The organism is Bowmanella denitrificans (assembly GCF_039522935.1).
Classification (GTDB): domain Bacteria; phylum Pseudomonadota; class Gammaproteobacteria; order Enterobacterales; family Alteromonadaceae; genus Bowmanella; species Bowmanella denitrificans.
Genome location: NZ_BAAAEI010000008.1, coordinates 20,205 through 36,785, shown reverse-complemented (window position 1 = coordinate 36,785; position 16,581 = coordinate 20,205). Strand labels below are relative to the sequence as shown.

Genomic DNA, 16,581 nt, shown 5'->3' with positions numbered 1-16,581 from the left:
GTTAAGTCAACAGACTTCTGCCTCACGCCTCACGCCTCACGCCTCACGCCTCACGCCTCACGCCTCACGCCTCACGCCTCACGCCTCACGCCTCACGCCTCACGCCTCACGCCTCACACCACATTACCCATCTGGAAGATTGGCAGATACATGGCCACAATCAGGCCGCCAATGACCACGCCCAATACCGCCATAATCATAGGTTCCAGCAGGCTGGTCAGACCGTCTACCATATCGTCTACTTCACGCTCGTAGATGGTGGCAATTTTACTGAGCATTTCATCCACAGCACCGGACTCTTCACCTATGGCAATCATTTGAGTCACCATATCCGGAAATACATTGGTAGCTCGCATTGCAACATGCATTGGCATACCACCAGCCACTTCCTTGCGGATATAGAGAATGGCATCACGAAACACGGCATTGCCTGCCGCTCCTGCTGCGGATTCCAATGCACCAATCAAAGGCACCCCAGCGGCAAATGTTGTAGCCAAAGTGCGGGTAAAACGGGCGATGGAGGCTTTTTTAAGGATCTCGCCAATCACTGGCACCTTTAGAATTTTCTTGTCCAACGCATCTCTTAGATCCTTGGATTTTTTATAGCTACGCTGAAACAACACTGCGGCAACAAACCCTGCGGCGGCCAAATATAAGCCAAAATCCTGTACAAATCTGGAGATACCCAGCACAAACTGCGTAAATGCAGGTAGCTCGGCACCAAAACTGGAAAATATTTCTTCAAACTGCGGTACTACAAAAACTAAGAGTATGGTTGTGACGATGAAAGCTACAACAATTACTGCAACTGGGTAAAACATGGCCTTTTTAATTTTGGATTTTAGCGCTTCGGCCTTTTCTTTGTATGTGGCTATGCGGTCGTAAATGGTTTCCAGTGCCCCGGATTGTTCACCGGTTTCCACCAAGTCGCAGTAAAGATCTTCGAAATGGTCTGGATGTTTTCGCAGTGCTCTGGAAAGCGGATTACCGGCTTTTACTTCATTGCCTATTTCGGTTAGCATTTTGCGCATACTGGCCTTGGCATGACCTTGGGCAATCATATCTATTGTTTGAATTAGGGTAACACCTGCACTCAGCATGGTGGCCATTTGTCTTGATATAACACAGATGTCTGCGGCATTTATTTTCTCCGAACCTCTACCAAATAGTGGCTTGGCAAATTTCTTAACTCGTGTCGCAGAAACACCCTGACGTCTGAGCAAATTTCTAGCTTCCGTAATAGAAGCCGCCGTTATCTCTCCTTTTATTTGCTGGCCTTTTCTGTTTTTTCCTTGCCATACAAAGGTATCAAGTGTCTTTTCTCGTGCCATGATAAAATTACCTAACAACCCTAAATTAAAAAAGCCCAGTTTAGGACTGGGCTTTTGTTTAACTATTAAGTCTCAAACTTAGCACATAGTGGCAGGAGTACAGGTAGCGTCCCACTCAACCTTACCGTTATTAAGTGTGCCATCCAGTTTGAAGGTTGCTCCACTCAATGAACCCGTTGCGTCGGTAGGTGCAGAAATCGTGATATCTCCGTCTGTCACACTGATACCAACAATACCTGCTGCCGCATCAATCTTGGCTGGGACACCGTTAGTGCCTTCGTCACAGTTACCAATATCTCCGGTAGTTTGCGCACATACTTCAACGGCAGTTTTGGCCGCGGCTGACGCATTGGTTAGTTCAGTAAAACGCGCCTTCTCAGTGTAGTTCTGATAAGCAGGCAGAGCGATAGCAGCCAAAATACCGATAATGGCCACTACGATCATCAATTCAATCAGGGTGAAACCCTTTTGGTTAGTTTGCTGTACTTTCATGGTTTGTCTCCAATGCATTCCCGGAATGCTTAACGTTGCTGACTAAACAAGTTCGCCATTCACAGAAATCTGCAATCTGGCTTGTGTTTCCGAGTTTCAGTATAGGCCTGATTGATAAGTGGACAAGTATCGCCATTAATACTCAAGTCTTGAACCTGGATGACAATTCCATGACAGAGGCCAGCCTACCCCTGGTTAGCGAATAACCTTAAAGACAGGTCAATGGCCTGTACGTTTTTGGTTAATGCCCCGCTGGAGATATAGTCCACGCCGGTTTCAGCCAGTTCAGCCAGTCTGTCCAGCGTGACATTCCCCGACACTTCTAATTTTGCTTTGCCCTGATTCAACACGACCGCTTTACGTATAGATTCAAGATCGAAGTTATCCAGCATAATAATATCGGCACTTGCATCCAGCGCTTGTTGCAGTTCCTGCAGGTTTTCCACTTCCACCTCTACGGGCTTGTCTGGATGCTGGTGCCGCGCGGTCGCCACCGCCTGCTGAATAGAGCCGCAGGCCAGAATATGGTTCTCTTTAATCAGAAAAGCATCGAATAAACCGATACGATGATTTTTACCGCCGCCGCATTCAACCGCATATTTTTGTGCCGCCCGCAAACCCGGCAGCGTCTTGCGTGTATCCAGAATACGGGTCTGGGTATGCTTCAGGGCATCGGCATAGTGGGCGGTTTGCGTCGCTGTCGCCGATAGGGTTTGCAGGAAGTTCAGGGCACTGCGTTCACCGGTCAGAATGGCGCGGGCAGGGCCTTGCAGCTCGAATAGACAAGTATCTGCGTCAACCTGGTCGCCGTCCTTAACATGCCAATGTATTGTGACTTCCCCGCCTAACTGATGGAAAACCTCGTCTACCCAGGGTTTACCCGCCACGACACAGGGCTCACGGCAAATAACCCGGCCACTGGCTTGCTGCGAGGCAGGGATCAGCCCGGCGGTGATATCTCCATTATCCGCATCCTGATAAGCCAGATCTTCGTTAAGAGCCGCTGTAACGGCACGTACAATTTCTTGTTGCAGGTTTAGCATGTCATCGTCTCGTCAGTTGACATAGGTCAGGGTCAATGTGTCCCCCGACTGTGTGAATTCAAGTTGTTTAAGGGCGCTCATACCCAGCAGAATATCGTCTGATTGCATACCAGGGTTGAGGTTGGCGCTGATATTTCTAAGCTCAATATCACCAATTCGCAGGCTATCCAGAAGGGTTGATGCCACCTCAATTCTGCCGTTGGCGGTATTCACCAGATGGCGTCGGCCCGGCTGTAAATCTAAATAAGCGGCCAGGTGCTGTGGTACCGATACTTGTGTGGCACCGGTATCCAGTAAGAAAATCACCGGTTGGCCGTTAATCAGGCCACTGGTCACATAATGGCCCTGGCGATTGCGTTTCAGCTCCACCGTCACTCTATTGCCCTGCACCAGGCTGTCAGGGTTGTCATTGGGGTTAAACTGGCGAGCCAGTTGCTTGTCGAACAGCAAGGTTAACAACCCCAGACCACTGACCCAGGCCAGTATCCACATCCAACGCGCCACACTGTCTCCTGTTCCAAGGCGTGCTCAGTGGCGCTATAGTACCTAAAACCCTTGTGGAATTTCACCTATGTTTGACGCACAAGGCTGGTATCAGCAAGCCCGCCGCTGCCCGTCGCCGCATTTTAATCAGCGCCCCGCTCATTTGCCGATTAGCTTGCTGGTCATCCACAACATCTCATTGCCGGCAGGGGAATTTGGTCAACCCTATATTGAAGCGTTATTCAGCGGTACATTGGATTGCACGTGTCACCCAAGTTTTGACAGCTTGCGTGGGTTGCAGGTATCCAGTCATTTTGTCATTTACCGGGATGGCCACATAGTGCAGCATGTACCTGTTTACGAGCGTGCATGGCATGCGGGACAATCTGTGTTTCAGGGGCAGAGCAATTGCAATGACTTCAGCCTGGGTATAGAGCTGGAAGGCACGGATAATCAGCCGTATGAACAACAACAATATCAAAGCCTGGTCAATCTGAGCCGGGCGATATTGCAGATTTGTCCGGCTATCAATCTTAGCCGTATTGTCGGGCATTGTGATATTGCACCGGGGCGTAAGACCGATCCGGGGCCTGCCTTTGATTGGCCGAAGTTTCGTGGTGCGTTAAGGGAATTGTTATGACATTAATTAGCTTGTTGTTGGTGCTGGCCCTGGAGCGGGCCACACAAAAAAGTCAGTACTGGCAATGGGAGTTTTATGTTGCCCGTTATCAGCACTTTTTACAGGCCAGAGGATTACTGAAGGAAGACGCGTCTTTTATCCAATTGTTGGCCACGGTATTGCTACCTTCCTTACTGGTTTTTGTGCTTCTGCAGCAATTGGACGCGTTTTTGCTTGAACTGATCCTGGATTGTGCATTGCTGATGGTTTGTATTGGCTGTGTGGAATTTCGCCAGAGTTACCGGGGGTATTTACAGGCCGCCAGCCGTGGTGATATCGAAGCCAGCCACTTGTACGCGGAGCAGTTGGGTTACCCCTGTGACAGTGGTAATAGTTTTGGTCAGTGTCTGGTCTGGATCAACTATCGGCATTATATGGCTGTCAGTATCTGGTTTATTGTTTTTGGTGGCGCCGGTGCCATGTTTTATGTGCTTAGCCGCGCTATGCTGGGCTATCTGAAGCAACAGCAGTGGTCGCAATTGACTGGCTGGCAGAAACTGATGGAAGGACTGGACTGGTTACCGGCCAGATTGGGCACACTGGGACTGCTGGTGGTGGGGCATTTTTCCCGTGCTTTACCAGTGTGGCTTGGACATCTGTTTAACCCCAGCAGTCAGGCCCGCACTCTGACTACTGAGGTTGCAAAAGCGGCGGAGTATATTGAACCGGATACACTCACCTGCTCTGATGAGCCATGCACTATGGTCAGGTTGGTGAAGCGCAATATGATGCTATTGTTAGTAATAGTGGCTGTGCTGACGCTGGCTGGTATTGTAGGGTAGACAATTCAGGACACAGCCGAGGGCTGTGTCCATTATCCCAAGGTCGTATTTCACACTGATCCGATCAGTTGTGCGTTGTTCAGGTGCGTCGCTTATTTTCCTTGATTAAATTGGTCTTACCATTGCTTCTGGGCCAGTCTTTTCGCCCATTTAACGTAACTCTATTGATTAAATGATGACAGCTGCCAGGCTGTGGATCTTTTGTTTTACCTGTTTGGGCTTTTGCACTATGCTAATAGGTTAATTGGTATTACCATTTGTTTGTGAGATTAATGCAACGAATTCGCGCCAGAAAATTATCTGAAGTGATTATGGAACAGCTTGAGTCCATGATCCTCGACGGCAAGCTTGCCGCTGGCGAGCGTTTGCCTTCTGAGCGCGAATTAGCCGAGCGTTTTGCCGTGTCACGTCCTTCGTTACGCGAAGCGATTCAAAAGCTCGAAGTGAAAGGGCTGGTGGTGCGTAAGCAGGGTGGTGGCACTTTTGTGCAGACCAAACTGGCGTTGCTTGAAAATGCCCCGCTGCTGGAGCTGATTGCGTCCCGGCCGGAATCCCAGTTTGATTTACTGGAGTTCCGCTTAGCGCTGGAAGGTATGGCGGCATATTACGCGGCACTGCGCGGCGATGAGCGGCAGATTGCGGCTATTCGCCAGGCTTATGCGGCCGTTAAGCAGGTGCAGGAGCAAAGCGTTCGGGATATTGAGGCCGAGGCATCGGCGCTGGCCAGTTTTTATCTGGAAATGATCCAGGCCTCACACAATATGGTCATGCTGCATATTTTCAGGGGATTACAGCCCCTGCTGAAGGATAACATCAGGCGAAACCTTGAAGTGCTGTCGGCTTACCCTGATGTAAGCGAACAGATAGACAGACAAAGGGTAAGAATACTGGATGCGATTGTGGCCAGTGACCCTGACCAGGCCAGGCTGGCCAGCAATGAGCATTTGGCGTTTATTGAAGAGACCCTGCTCAATATAAACCGGCAGAATACCAATATGCAGCGCACTCTGCGTCGCATTGAAATGCCAGAATAAAACAACAGAATGTCGGCGGATAAAGCGGCGTTTTACACTATCTTTATCCACTGGCCCTCATTCACCAATTAAAGGAAAGCGCTATGGCAGAACTGATTAAGCCAGACGTGGATCCCCAGGAAACACAAGAATGGCTTGAAGCACTCGAGGCGGTATTGGAAAACGAAGGTACCGAACGAGCCCATTTCCTGCTTGAATCACTGATCGAGAAGGCCCGTCGTAGTGGCGCCTATCTTCCCTATACGGCGACCACCGCCTATGTCAATACCATCCCGGCGGGTCAGGAACCTACCATGCCTGGCGATCAGACCATGGAAGCGAGAATTCGTAGCGCGATCCGCTGGAATGCGCTGATGATGGTGGTGCGGGCTTCCAAGAAAGATTTGGAATTGGGCGGCCATATCTCCAGTTTTGCGTCCTCTGCCATGCTTTATGATGTGGGCTTTAACCACTTCTTCCGCGCCCCCAATGCCAAAGACGGCGGTGATTTCCTGTTTATTCAAGGGCACGTTTCACCCGGCATCTATTCCCGCGCCTTTATTGAGGGTCGCCTGAGCGAAGATAAGCTGGATTTATTCCGCCAGGAAGCCGATGGTCAGGGGCTGTCTTCTTATCCGCATCCTAAGTTGATGCCTGATTTCTGGCAGTTCCCCACCGTTTCTATGGGCCTGGGGCCCATGCAGGCGATATACACTGCACGCTTCCTTAAGTATCTGACCGATCGCGGCCTGAAGGATTGTTCAGATCAGCGCGTCTGGTGCTTCCTCGGCGATGGTGAATGTGACGAGCCGGAAAGTCTGGGTGCTATCGGCCTGGCTGCCCGTGAAGGGCTGGACAACCTGACCTTTGTGATCAACTGCAACCTGCAACGTCTGGATGGCCCGGTGCGTGGCAACGGTAAGATTGTGCAGGAACTGGAAGGCACCTTCCGTGGCGCCGGCTGGGAAGTCTTCAAGGTACTGTGGGGCCGTTACTGGGATCCGCTGTTTGCTCGTGATACCACCGGCAAGCTGATTGACCTGATGAACGAAACCGTGGACGGCGAATATCAGAACTACAAGGCCAAGGGTGGCGCTTACACCCGTGAGAAGTTCTTCGGCAAATATCCTGAGCTGAAAGAAATGGTGGCTAATATGTCTGATGAGGACATCTGGCGTCTGAACCGTGGTGGTCACGATCCAGTCAAGGTGTATGCCGCTTATAAACGTGCAACCGAAACCAAAGGTCGCCCACAGGTGATTCTGGCCAAAACCGTCAAAGGCTATGGGATGGGCGCGGCCGGTGAAGGCAAGAACATTGCCCACCAGGTTAAGAAAATGGATATGGATGCCATCAAGCATTTCCGTGACCGTTTCAATATTCCGGTTGCGGATGACAAGCTGGCGGACCTGCCATACTTCCGTTTTGCCGACGACAGCCCGGAAATGAAATATCTGCGTGAGCGTCGTGAGGCCTTGCATGGTTTTATGCCGGTGCGTAAACCGCAAAGTGCCGAAAATCTACCTGCGCCAGCATTAAGCGCCTTTGATGCCATTACCAAAGGCTCCGGTGACCGTGAAATCTCCACCACCATGGCCTTTGTCCGGGTACTGACCGCGATGCTGAAAGACAAGCAGGTTGGTCAGCGGGTTGTGCCTATTATTCCGGACGAAGCCCGTACCTTTGGTATGGAAGGCTTGTTCCGTCAGGTGGGTATTTATTCCAGCCAGGGGCAGAAATACGAACCGCAGGATGCCGATCAGGTGGCCTACTACCGTGAGGATAAGAAAGGCCAGGTGCTGCAGGAAGGCATTAACGAGCTGGGAGCCATGGCATCCTGGCTGGCGGCGGGTACCTCGTATTCCACCAACGACCTGCCAATGATTCCGGTCTACATCTACTACTCCATGTTTGGTTTCCAGCGGGTTGGCGATCTGGCCTGGGCTGCTGGTGACAGCCAATGTCGTGGCTTCCTGGTCGGCGGAACGGCTGGCCGTACCACGCTAAATGGTGAAGGCTTGCAGCACCAGGACGGCCACAGCCATATTCAGGCAGGTTGTATTCCTAACTGTATCACCTATGACCCGACCTATGGTTATGAAGTGGCGGTGATCGTGCAGGACGGTATGCGCCGTATGTTCGAGCAGCAGGAAAATGTTTTCTATTACCTGACGGTAATGAACGAAAACTACGCGCAGCCAGCCATGCCTGAAGGTGTGGAAGAAGGCATTATCAAAGGTATTTATAAACTGGAAAGCCAGCAGGCTGACAAGGCTAAGCACAGCGTCAAACTGCTGGGCTCAGGTACTATTTTACTGCAGGTACAGGAAGCCGCGCGCATCCTGAGTGCCGACTACGGTATCAGTGCCGAGGTTTACAGTGTGCCGTCCTTTAACGAACTGGCCCGCGATGGTCTGGACTGTGAGCGTTTCAATATGCTGCATCCGCAGGCTGACGAAAAAGTGCCCTATATTACCCAGGTGCTGAATGCCGGTGTGGATGGCCCGACCATTGCTGCAACGGACTATATGAAGTCATACGCCGATCAGGTACGTGCTTTTGTACCGGGGCAGTTTAAAGTGCTGGGCACTGACGGATTTGGGCGTTCAGACAGCCGCGCCAATCTGCGTCGTCATTTCGAGGTGGATGCTGCCTATATCGTGGTAGCCAGCCTGCACGAACTGGCTAAGGCCGGTAAAATTGAGCGCAAGGCGGTCAGCGATGCCATTGCCAAGTTCGGTATCGATGCCGAGAAGATTAACCCGCTGTACGCCTGATAGGGAGGAAGAGCATGTCTAATTTGAAAGATGTACTGGTTCCCGATGTCGGCGGGGATGAAGTAGAAGTGATTGAGATCTGTGTCGCCGTTGGCGATCAGATCGAGGCCGAACAGGCGCTGATTACCGTAGAAAGCGACAAGGCCAGCATGGACATTCCGGCACCATTTGCCGGTACGGTTAAAGACATTCTGGTGAAAGTCGGCGACAAGGTTGGTCAGGATAAGCTGATTCTGAAGGTGGAAGCAGGCGAAGCTGCGGCCTCTGCGGATGAGGCTCCGGCTAAGCAGGAAGCCCCTGCTGAACCCGCGCCAAAAGAAGCGGCTCCTGCCGCGCCAGCCAATGGCAGCAGCCAGGTTATTGAAGTGAAGGTGCCGGATATCGGCGATGCCGCTGATGTGGATGTTATCGACGTCTTAGTGGCTGTGGGTGACAAGGTGGAAGCCGAAACCGGTCTGATCACCCTGGAAACCGATAAGGCCACCATGGATGTGCCAGCGCCACAGGCAGGTACAATCAAAGAGCTGAAAGTCAAAACCGGAGACAAAGTCTCTGAAGGATCTTTGATTCTGTTATTGGAAGTGGGTGCGAGTACAGGGGGGGAGGCAACATCTGCTGATTCCGCTGCACCTGCTGCAAATTCCGAGCAAGCCGCAGCGCCTGCTGGTGAGCCGGAAGTGAAAGAAGTCGTGGTACCGGATATCGGCGATGCCTCAGATGTGGATGTTATCGAGGTCCTGGTCGCGGTAGGGGATAAGGTGGAAGCCGAAGCCGGTCTGATTACTCTGGAAACCGACAAGGCGACCATGGATGTGCCAGCACCTTTTGCCGGTACCATCAAAGAGTTGAAGATTAAAACCGGCGACAAGGTCAGTCAGGGGAGTTTGATTGCGCTGATTGAAACCACAGGTTCAACGTCTGCGCCATCGGCAGCGCCTAAGCCACAAACGGCAGAAGCGCCTGCAGCCAGTGCTGCTCCTGCCAGTGCATCACGTCCGCCACCAGTGCCGCATCACCCCAGTGCTGGCGAAATCAAGCCAAGTGGTAAAGTTCATGCATCACCAGCGGTGCGTCGCCTGGCTCGTGAGTTTGGTGTGGATTTGTCACAGGTCAGTGGCAGTGGTCCGAAAAGCCGTATTCTTAAAGAAGATGTGCAGTCTTATGTGAAATACGAGCTGTCCAGACCCAAAGCCAGTGCCGGCTCAGCGGTATCTTCTGGTGCTGGTGGCTTGCAGGTTATCGCCCCACCCAAAGTGGACTTCAGCAAGTTTGGTGAAGTGGAAGAAGTGGCGCTGACCCGAATCCAGAAGTTGTCTGGACCCAATTTGCATCGCAACTGGGTCACTATCCCGCATGTGACGCAGTTTGAAGAAGCCGATATTACTGAGCTGGAAGCGTTCCGTAAGGAACAGAATCAACTGGCTGAGAAGAAGAAGCTTGGTGTCAAAATCACCCCGCTGGTGTTTATTATGAAAGCGGTGGCCGATGCATTGAAGGCCTACCCGGTTTTCAACAGCTCGCTGTCGGAGTCAGGTGAAAGCCTGATTATGAAGAAATACATCCATATCGGCATTGCCGTAGACACGCCCAATGGTCTGGTGGTGCCCGTGGTACGTGATGTCAACAAAAAAGGCATTATGGAGCTGTCTGAAGAGCTGATGGAGATCAGCGCCAAGGCGCGCGAAGGCAAGCTTAAGGCTGCCGATATGCAGGGTAGCTGCTTTACCATCTCCAGTCTCGGTGGTGTTGGCGGAACGGCCTTTACGCCTATCGTTAACGCCCCGGACGTGGCCATTCTGGGTGTGTCGAAGAGCGACATCAAACCGAAATGGAATGGTAAGGAATTTGAACCTCGGCTGATGCTGCCGTTGTCGCTGTCTTATGATCACCGGGTTATTGACGGTGTTTTGGCAGCGCGCTTTGCGGTGCATCTGAGCAGCGTGATGGGCGATATTCGCCAGATGCTGCTGTAAAAAAGCTAATCCGCAGAGGCACACAAAGCACTGAACTTCTTCGTTCGTATTTCTGTGCCCATTGTGTCTCTGCGGTGAATGTCAGATTTTTAAGGTCTGTTTTTGCTTATAGCGGGCTGGCTGGTTAAAATCCGCCAGTCTGAAACGGATAGAACAATATTTATCTTTTACCCCTGAACGATTGAGGTCACTAATGAGCGAGATTAAAACGCAACTGGTTGTGCTGGGAGCAGGACCAGGTGGTTACTCCGCCGCGTTCCGTGCGGCTGACTTAGGCATTGAAACTGTTATCGTCGACGCCCGTGATACCCTGGGTGGTGTGTGTTTGAACGTGGGCTGTATTCCTTCCAAAGCCCTGCTGCACGTGGCCAAAGTGATCGATGATGCCCGCGATATGGCCGCCCATGGCGTCAGCTTCGGTGAGCCTCAGATTGATCTGGACAAGGTTCGCGCCTGGAAAGACAGCGTGGTAGGACAGTTGACTAAAGGTCTGTCCGGCATGTCCAAAATGCGTAAAGTTAAGCACGTTCAGGGTTATGGTAAATTCACCGGCAGCAATACGCTGGTGGTTGAAGGTAAAGAGGGTAAAACCACCATCCAGTTCGATAATGCCATTATTGCGGCTGGCTCTGAGCCTGTCTCGCTGCCATTTATTCCGAAGGACGATGCGCGCGTGATTGATTCCACCGGCGCCCTGGAAATGAAAGATATTCCAGAGAAGATGCTGGTGTTGGGCGGCGGTATTATCGGTCTGGAAATGGGCACAGTCTATAAAGCGCTGGGTTCACAGATTGACGTGGTTGAGTTCCTGGACCAGTTGGTACCTGCGGCTGACAAAGACATCATCAAAGTGTATCAGAAGTACGTTAAAGACAAATTTAACGTGATGCTGGAAACCAAAGTGACCGGCGTTGAAGCGAAAGACGATGGCCTGTATGTCAGCTTTGAGGGTAAACAAGCCCCAGCCGAAGCAGTACGTTACGACAAAGTTCTGGTAGCCGTTGGGCGTCGTCCGAATGGTGGCCTGCTGGATGCCGACAAAGCTGGCGTGAAAGTGGATGAGCGCGGCTTTATCAGCGTTGATAAGCAGATGAAGACCAACGTTAACCACATTTATGCCATTGGCGATTTGGTTGGTCAGCCGATGCTGGCGCATAAAGCCGTGCATGAAGGCCATGTGGCAGCGGAAGTGATTGCCGGTAAGAAGCACTACTTTGACCCGCGCTGTATTCCTTCTGTGGCTTACACCGATCCGGAAATTGCCTGGGTTGGCCTGACCGAGAAAGAAGCCAAAGAGAAAGGTATCAGTGTTGAAACTGCCACCTTCCCATGGGCAGCGTCTGGCCGTGCAATCGCTTCTGGCCGTACCGAAGGCATGACCAAGATGATCTTCGAAAAAGACAGTGGTCGCGTAGTAGGTGGGGCTATTGTGGGTATCAACGCCGGTGAAATGCTGGGCGAAATTGGCCTGGCCATCGAAATGGGCGCGGATGCCGAAGATGTGGCCCTGACTATTCACGCCCACCCGACCCTGAATGAATCAATCGGTCTGGCGTCTGAAATCTTTGAAGGCAGCATTACCGATCTGCCTAATCCCAAGGCCAAGAAAAAGTAAGCGTCAGCATTGCTTTACCTTGTGAAGGCACCTTTTTGGTGCCTTTTTGCTTTTTATGGCTTTTAAAACCTTTCAATCAAGGTAAATTAAGGCCCACAAAACTACAACAACAGGGAATCTTAATGAAACAGCTTCTTCCGGCCTTACTGGCCACCTCTATGCTGGCTGGTTGTTCACAGCCACCCAGCGAAACAGCAGAGAAACCTATGCAGGCCACGCAGCCGACAATCAACTATGTCCAAACCCGTCAGTCAACTCAGGTAGATGAATACTTTGGTGAGCAGGTAGCCGACCCTTACCGCTGGCTTGAGGATGACCGCAGTGACGAAACAGCCGAATGGGTAAAGGCACAAAATCAGGTGACTTTTGCTTATCTGGACAACATCCCATACAGGGATGAGGCCAAACAGCGCATTACCAAGCTTTGGAACTACGAGCGGGTTGGTGCCCCATTTAAAGAAGGCGATTATACCTATTTCTTTAAAAATGATGGTCTGCAAAATCAGTCGGTGTTGTATCGAACCGATAAAGACGGCAATACAGAAGTGTTTCTGGACCCGAATCAGTTCAGCGAGGATGGCACGACCTCGCTGGCGGGGCTGAGTTTTTCCAAGGACGGCAGTAAGCTGGCCTATTCCATCTCTGAAGGTGGTAGTGACTGGCGTAAAGTCATTGTTATCGATACTCAAAACAAAGCACAGCTGGAAGCGCCACTGGTGGATATCAAGTTCAGCGGTATCGCCTGGTATGGCAATGAAGGCTTCTATTATTCAAGTTATGACAAGCCTGAAGGCAGTGAGCTGTCGGCCAAAACAGATCAACATAAACTCTACTATCATAAACTTGGGCAGCCGCAGACTAATGATGAATTGGTGTATGGTGGCACAGAGGCTGAAAAGCATCGCTATGTTGGCGCTTACGTAACCGAAGATGACAGATATCTGGTGGTGGAAGCCGCTGTATCCACCTCGGGCAACAAACTCTATATCCGAGATTTGCAAAAACCAGACAGTGAGCTGGTCACCGTGCTTGATCACACCGATTCAGACACCTCGGTGGTAGAAAGTCTGGGTGAGGAGCTGCTGCTGGTGACCAACCTCAATGCGCCGAACAAAAAAATTGTTAAGGTCAGCGCGACAAGCCCTGGGGTGGAAAACTGGCAGGACTTTATTCCTGAAACCGAAAATGTTCTGACCATCAATACCGGCGCGGGATATCTGTACGCTGAGTACATGGTGGATGCCATTTCCAAGGTTATTCAGTATGACTATCAGGGCAAACAGGTGCGTACCGTAGAACTGCCGGGTGTCGGCAGTGTCGGCGGCTTTGGGGCCAAGAAAGAAGATAAACTGGTGTACTACTATTTCGGCAACTACACCATGCCAAACACCATCTTTGCCTTTGATCCCCAGACTGGCGTATCTGATGTGTACTATCGGCCTAAGGTTGCCTTTGACAGTGAGGCTTATGAATCCAAACAGGTATTCTACCATTCCAAGGATGGTACCAAGGTACCTATGATTATCACCTACAAAAAAGGCACTAAGCTGGATGGCACCAATCCTACCCAACTTTATGGTTACGGTGGTTTTAATGCCAGTATTACCCCGGGTTTCTCGCCAGCCTGGGCGGGGTGGCTGGATCTGGGCGGCGTGCTGGCCGTGGCTAACCTGCGTGGTGGCGGCGAATATGGCAAAGCATGGCATAAAGCCGGCACACAAATGCAAAAGCAAAATGTGTTTGATGATTTTATTGCCGCCGCTGAATACCTGATTGACAACAAGTACACCGACGCCAGCCACCTGATGGTAAGAGGCGGTTCGAACGGTGGTTTGCTGGTGGGGGCGGTAATGACTCAGCGTCCTGAGCTGTTTAAGGTTGCCATTCCACAGGTGGGAGTGCTGGATATGTTGCGTTATCACACCTTTACCGCCGGGGCGGGCTGGGCTTATGACTATGGCACGGCAGAAGACAGCAAAGAGATGTTTAGCTACCTTAAGGGCTACTCACCGGTGCACAATGTGAAGGCGGGGGTGCAGTATCCTGCCACGTTAGTCACCACCGGAGATCATGATGATCGTGTGGTGCCAGCGCATTCCTTTAAGTTTGCGGCCGAATTGCAGGCCAAACAGGCCGGTACTAACCCGACCCTGATCCGCATTGAAACCAATGCCGGGCATGGAGCGGGTACCCCTACCACCAAGCAAATTGAGCTGTACGCCGATATGTACTCCTTTGCTTTGTACAATATGGGTATTAAGTCACTGTAAACGCGGGCAGCAGGATTTGCATAATCCTGCCGTTAAACTGTAAGCAGTTTCTGATGGCGGGCCAAACGGCCCGCCTTTTTGTTTGTTGTAATTTAGTTAATTCTGACACAGACTCACAACAGGCAGGTTTGAAAGGTTTAGCTGTTCAATGCGTTTTGTTGGTTTTTTCCTGTATTTGGCCATGTTCTCGCTGAGCAGCCTGATAGGTAAGGACGCCAGAGCTCAGGATGTGGACGCGCTGTTTAATCTCACCTTCGATGAACTGCTGGAACAGCAGATCAGTATTTCCGCCAAAGAATCCGTTGCACTGCAAGCTTCACCGTCCACTGTTACTCTGTTTACCCGGCAAATGCTGGACCGGCTGGCAGTCGACAATCTGTACGACCTTCTTAATTATGTGCCGGGTTTTCAGGTCACCAGAGGCGACTGGGTGGGCGCGGTGCCAAAAGAACACGCCCGCGGGGTCTACCTCGACAACGGCTATGTGCTGTTTATGGTGGACGGCCAGCGTATCAACGAAATTTCCTTTGGTAAGGCGTCAGTATATAGCCCCTATATTCCTCTAAGCCTGGCTGAGCGGGTGGAAGTGATTCGTGGGCCGGGTTCGGCGTTGTATGGCAGTAATGCTTTTATGGGGGTAGTGAATCTCATCACCCGTCAGGACGATAATCTGCTTTCAGCCCGCCTTGGCAGCAATGCCAGCCGCGGCGCCACCCTGACATTACATCCACAGTGGGCCGGCCTGAATTGGCAACTATTGCTGGATGTGCAGCGCCATGGGGGGGCCGCACACAACTTTAACGATCTGACTATCAATGACCCACGCCAGAGCCTGTTTGTACAACTTGGTGTGCAGGGGCAGCGCTGGCACCTGCGTAGTCGTTACAATAAAACCAGTATGAACGGTTATATCAATCTGGGCGGTGCCAGCGACAACAACAGGTATGAGTCGGAAAATCTGGGCCTGGAGGCAGGCTTACACTGGTGGCAGGATGACAGCGGCGCTTTGAGTTCCAGCTTGGATATTAGCGAACATCGCATTGCCAGTGCCGGGCTGCTGGTGGAAGCGCAACCTGGTTTGCTGGCAGCGGATTTCTTTAACGGACCCAATTGGGTGACCCGTAACCTGCAACTTAGTACAGATTGGTTAAAGCCATTGATGCCAGGCTGGGAGTTAAATGCCGGGGTGATTCTGTTAAACGCCGAACAGCATCAGGCAGGCGCACTGACCACCCATCTGCAGGGCGGAGAGTTTGTTCTTTCTGACAGTGCTTATCTTGGCGGTATTAGTGCATTCAGGCAGGTAGATGCATTTGACAGTTTGCTGGCCAGTCAGAACAGTCGCAGCGCTTATTTGCAACTACAGTGGCAGGCTGCGGATGACTGGCTGCTGTATCTGGGCAGTCGTTATGACAAAGTACAGAGGCTGGCAGCCAACTGGTCACCACGTTTTGCCCTGATTCATCAGCTTAACGATACGCACAGTTTACGTCTGCAATATGGCGAAGCCTTTCGCACCCCCACCACCAATGAGCTTTTTTCCAGTGACAATGTCACCCAAGGCAATCCTCTGTTACAACAAGAGAAGATTGCCACACTGGAGGCCATCTGGCGCTGGCAGGGCAGCAATACGCAATGGGAAACCGTGCTGTTTCGCAACAAAATGCAGGACTTTGTTAATAAAGTGGCCGTGGAAGGAGGCAGTCGCTTTACCTTTGCCAATACCGATGAGCATGAAATACGGGGTGTGGAAACCAGCCTGAACTGGAAACTGAACGAGCATTGGGAAGGGCAGCTTAACTACACGCTTTTATTCGATAACCCGTTTAATGCCAGCTTCAAACACTATGGTCAGCTTCGCCTCGGCTATCAGCAGGAATCCCTGAGTTTGAACCTGGATGCCCTGTGGCGGTCGGCGGTGGGTGAACAGGGATTTCATCAGTCGGCCTATAGCCTAATCAATTTTCAGGGGCGCTGGCAATGGCAAGAAAAACAGGTGTTGACGCTATCGTTGACCAACTTGTTTGATAAACAATATCAGGTCTATGAGCCCAGGCTAAGCAACCTGGCAATGCCGGGGGAACGCAGGCAACTTATTCTGGGCTATCAGTTGAGCTTTTAGT

General features: G+C 51.4%; 12 protein-coding genes. 8 read left to right on the top strand and 4 right to left on the bottom strand.

Annotated features, from left to right (window positions below; translation table 11 throughout):
* Positions 1-113: 113 nt before the first annotated feature.
* The 4 genes from ABD028_RS09155 to ABD028_RS09140 form a co-directional block, all read right to left on the bottom strand.
* The gene (locus ABD028_RS09155) at positions 114-1,331 is read right to left on the bottom strand and encodes a type II secretion system F family protein (RefSeq protein WP_343844372.1); all 1,218 of its coding nucleotides are present in this window, start codon (positions 1,329-1,331) and stop codon (positions 114-116) included.
* A 78-nt stretch (positions 1,332-1,409) separates the two neighbouring features.
* Complete coding sequence (locus ABD028_RS09150; RefSeq protein ID WP_343844371.1) at positions 1,410-1,823, bottom strand: pilin; 414 nt, start codon at positions 1,821-1,823, stop codon at positions 1,410-1,412.
* A 185-nt stretch (positions 1,824-2,008) separates the two neighbouring features.
* The gene (gene nadC, locus ABD028_RS09145; RefSeq protein WP_343844369.1) at positions 2,009-2,866 is read right to left on the bottom strand and encodes a carboxylating nicotinate-nucleotide diphosphorylase; all 858 of its coding nucleotides are present in this window, start codon (positions 2,864-2,866) and stop codon (positions 2,009-2,011) included.
* A 12-nt stretch (positions 2,867-2,878) separates the two neighbouring features.
* On the bottom strand, positions 2,879-3,358 hold the full coding sequence (locus tag ABD028_RS09140; RefSeq protein WP_343844459.1) for a retropepsin-like aspartic protease family protein: 480 nt from the start codon (positions 3,356-3,358) through the stop codon (positions 2,879-2,881).
* Between the two features lie 79 nt (positions 3,359-3,437).
* Between ABD028_RS09140 and ampD the strand changes: the two genes are divergently transcribed.
* The 8 genes from ampD (at position 3,438) to ABD028_RS09100 (ending at position 16,580) form a co-directional block, all read left to right on the top strand.
* Positions 3,438-3,989 (top strand): 1,6-anhydro-N-acetylmuramyl-L-alanine amidase AmpD, encoded by a 552-nt coding sequence (ampD, locus tag ABD028_RS09135; RefSeq protein ID WP_343844367.1) that lies wholly within the window; start codon positions 3,438-3,440, stop codon positions 3,987-3,989.
* Positions 3,986-4,810 (top strand): beta-lactamase regulator AmpE, encoded by an 825-nt coding sequence (gene ampE, locus ABD028_RS09130; RefSeq protein WP_343844365.1) that lies wholly within the window; start codon positions 3,986-3,988, stop codon positions 4,808-4,810. Before ampD ends, ampE begins: the two co-directional genes overlap by 4 nt.
* A 272-nt stretch (positions 4,811-5,082) precedes the next feature.
* On the top strand, positions 5,083-5,844 hold the full coding sequence (locus tag ABD028_RS09125; protein ID WP_102797226.1) for a GntR family transcriptional regulator: 762 nt from the start codon (positions 5,083-5,085) through the stop codon (positions 5,842-5,844).
* An 83-nt stretch (positions 5,845-5,927) separates the two neighbouring features.
* The gene (aceE, locus tag ABD028_RS09120; RefSeq protein ID WP_343844362.1) at positions 5,928-8,600 is read left to right on the top strand and encodes a pyruvate dehydrogenase (acetyl-transferring), homodimeric type; all 2,673 of its coding nucleotides are present in this window, start codon (positions 5,928-5,930) and stop codon (positions 8,598-8,600) included.
* 14 nt (positions 8,601-8,614) lie between these two features.
* The gene (gene aceF / locus ABD028_RS09115; RefSeq protein WP_343844360.1) at positions 8,615-10,573 is read left to right on the top strand and encodes a pyruvate dehydrogenase complex dihydrolipoyllysine-residue acetyltransferase; all 1,959 of its coding nucleotides are present in this window, start codon (positions 8,615-8,617) and stop codon (positions 10,571-10,573) included.
* Between the two features lie 193 nt (positions 10,574-10,766).
* Positions 10,767-12,188, top strand: a complete 1,422-nt coding sequence (gene lpdA, locus ABD028_RS09110) for a dihydrolipoyl dehydrogenase (RefSeq protein WP_343844358.1) — start codon at positions 10,767-10,769, stop codon at positions 12,186-12,188.
* A 122-nt stretch (positions 12,189-12,310) separates the two neighbouring features.
* Positions 12,311-14,458 (top strand): prolyl oligopeptidase family serine peptidase, encoded by a 2,148-nt coding sequence (locus ABD028_RS09105; RefSeq protein WP_343844356.1) that lies wholly within the window; start codon positions 12,311-12,313, stop codon positions 14,456-14,458.
* Between the two features lie 148 nt (positions 14,459-14,606).
* On the top strand, positions 14,607-16,580 hold the full coding sequence (locus ABD028_RS09100; protein ID WP_343844354.1) for a TonB-dependent receptor plug domain-containing protein: 1,974 nt from the start codon (positions 14,607-14,609) through the stop codon (positions 16,578-16,580).
* Position 16,581 lies beyond the last annotated feature (1 nt).

What these genes read in the sequence shown, in the direction of transcription:
- ABD028_RS09100 (WP_343844354.1), top strand. Translation starts at nt 14,607, where the DNA reads ATGCGTTTTGTTGGTTTTTTCCTGTATTTGGCCATGTTCTCGCTGAGC.
- ABD028_RS09105 (WP_343844356.1), top strand. Translation starts at nt 12,311, where the DNA reads ATGAAACAGCTTCTTCCGGCCTTACTGGCCACCTCTATGCTGGCTGGT.
- ABD028_RS09140 (WP_343844459.1), bottom strand. Translation starts at nt 3,358, where the DNA reads ATGTGGATACTGGCCTGGGTCAGTGGTCTGGGGTTGTTAACCTTGCTG.
- lpdA (WP_343844358.1), top strand. Translation starts at nt 10,767, where the DNA reads ATGAGCGAGATTAAAACGCAACTGGTTGTGCTGGGAGCAGGACCAGGT.
- aceE (WP_343844362.1), top strand. Translation starts at nt 5,928, where the DNA reads ATGGCAGAACTGATTAAGCCAGACGTGGATCCCCAGGAAACACAAGAA.
- ampD (WP_343844367.1), top strand. Translation starts at nt 3,438, where the DNA reads ATGTTTGACGCACAAGGCTGGTATCAGCAAGCCCGCCGCTGCCCGTCG.
- ABD028_RS09155 (WP_343844372.1), bottom strand. Translation starts at nt 1,331, where the DNA reads ATGGCACGAGAAAAGACACTTGATACCTTTGTATGGCAAGGAAAAAAC.
- ABD028_RS09150 (WP_343844371.1), bottom strand. Translation starts at nt 1,823, where the DNA reads ATGAAAGTACAGCAAACTAACCAAAAGGGTTTCACCCTGATTGAATTG.
- ampE (WP_343844365.1), top strand. Translation starts at nt 3,986, where the DNA reads ATGACATTAATTAGCTTGTTGTTGGTGCTGGCCCTGGAGCGGGCCACA.
- nadC (WP_343844369.1), bottom strand. Translation starts at nt 2,866, where the DNA reads ATGCTAAACCTGCAACAAGAAATTGTACGTGCCGTTACAGCGGCTCTT.
- ABD028_RS09125 (WP_102797226.1), top strand. Translation starts at nt 5,083, where the DNA reads ATGCAACGAATTCGCGCCAGAAAATTATCTGAAGTGATTATGGAACAG.
- aceF (WP_343844360.1), top strand. Translation starts at nt 8,615, where the DNA reads ATGTCTAATTTGAAAGATGTACTGGTTCCCGATGTCGGCGGGGATGAA.